We start from the raw sequence: 2101 nt of genomic DNA on the forward strand, positions 1-2101 counted from the left end.
CTCCCACCTATTCTGTACATGTACTACCGAAATCCAATGTCAGCCTACAGTAAAGCTCCATGGGGTCTTTCCGTCCTGTCGCGGGTAAATGGCATCTTTACCATTACTTCAATTTCACCGGATCCTTTGTTGAGACAGTGCCCAAATCGTTACACCTTTCGTGCGGGTCGGAACTTACCCGACAAGGAATTTCGCTACCTTAGGACCGTTATAGTTACGGCCGCCGTTTACTGGGGCTTAAGTTCTATGCTTCGCTATTGCTAACATTTCCCCTTAACCTTCCAGCACCGGGCAGGTGTCAGCTCCTATACGTCGTCTTTCGACTTAGCAGAAACTTGTGTTTTTGGTAAACAGTCGCTTGGGCCTATTCACTGCGGCCAGATCGCTCTGGCTCCCCTTCTCGCTAACTTACGGGGTCATTTTGCCGAGTTCCTTAACAAAGGTTCTTCCGCGCGTCTTAGGATTCTCTCCTTTCCTACCTGTGTCGGTTTACGGTACGGGTATCTTTTATCTATTTAGCGGCTTTTCTTGACAGTGTGAAATCGGCTACTTCTCTACTTATTTTCGATCCTCATCATAAATTGGCTTAGCCTGGTTATTAGTCCTGGCATGCCTTTTTATTTGAGCGTACTCGTCCATCTGGTACGCTTAGCTTATCCTTCTGTGTCCCCGCTTCATTTATACGATAATTGATAGTAGTAGAATTTTTACTACTTGTCCATCGGCTACGCCTTTCGGCCTCGCCTTAGGTCCCGACTTACCCTGAGGGGACGAGCCTTGCTCAGGAACCCTTAGGTTTTCGACGGGAGTGATTCTCACACTCCTTCTCGCTACTTATGCCAGCATTCTCTCTTGTGTTTCGTCCACAGCGCCTTTCGATACTGCTTCTACCTATTACACAATGCTCCTCTACCACTCATATTGAGTCCATAGCTTCGGTATCCGATTTAGCCCCGGAAATCTTCGGCGCAAGGTCACTCGACTAGTGAGCTATTACGCACTCTTTAAATGTATGGCTGCTTCTAAGCCAACATCCTAGTTGTTTGGGTAACTTCACATCCTTTACCACTTAATCGGTATTTAGGGACCTTAGCTGATGGTCTGGGCTCTTTCCCTTTCGACTATGAAGCTTATCCCACATAGTCTGACTCCTTAGGTTTGTTTTCTTGGCATTCGGAGTTTGATAGGTTTTGGTAATGTATAAACACCCCGCAACCAGTCAGTAGCTCTACCTCCATTAAACATCCTAAAGGCTAGCCCTAAAGCTATTTCGAGGAGAACCAGCTATCTCCAGGTTCGATTGGCTTTTCACCCCTATCCACAAGTCATCCGATGTGTTTTAAACCACACCCGGTTCGAGCCTCCATTAAATTTTACTTTAACTTCACTCTGCTCATGGATAGGTCACCTGGTTTCGGGTCTACTCCTGTAAACTATGTCGCCCTATTAAGACTTGATTTCTCTTCGGCTTCGAAGCTTAACTTCTTAACCTTGCTTACAAAAGTAACTCGCTGGCCCGTTCTACAAAAAGTACAAGATTGCACTTTTCACGTGCTTTCTTTGCTTGTAAACGCAGGGTTTCAGGTTCTATTTCACTCCCCTTTCGGGGTTCTTTTTACCTTTCCCTCACGGTACTGTTCTCTATCGGTCACCAAGTAGTATTTAGCCTTGGGAGGTGGTCCTCCCGTATTCCCACCAGGTTTCTCGTGCCTTGTGGTACTCGTAAAGCTTATTGAAATATTAATATCTTCTCCTACAAGTCTTTCACTTTCTTTGGATGATTTTTCCAAGATCATTCGGATATTTTTTTAGTATTTCTTTAAGCGGGCTCTTTCCATTTCGCTCGCCGCTACTTTGAAAATCGATGTTTCTTTCTTTTCCTCGGGGTACTTAGATGTTTCAGTTCTCCCGGTATTGCCTCTATATACTATTTTATTCATATATAGATACTTAAGGTTTGCTTAAGTGGGTTGCCCCATTCGGATATCTCCCTTTCGTTTCTTGTTTGCAGATCTAGGGAGCTTTTCGCAGCTTTCTACGTCCTTCTTCGCCTCTTGGTGCCAAGGCATCCGCCCTGCGCTCTTAGTAACTTGACCTATTT

At 45.2% G+C, this 2101-nt stretch carries 1 rRNA gene; it reads right to left on the reverse strand.

From position 1 onward, the window contains the following. Positions 1-2096, reverse strand: a 23S ribosomal RNA gene (locus AC1EJ0_RS08105); the annotation flags it as partial. Positions 2097-2101: the final 5 nt, after the last annotated feature.

The sequence above is a fragment of the Fenollaria sp. C0166D3 genome, from assembly GCF_056590255.1.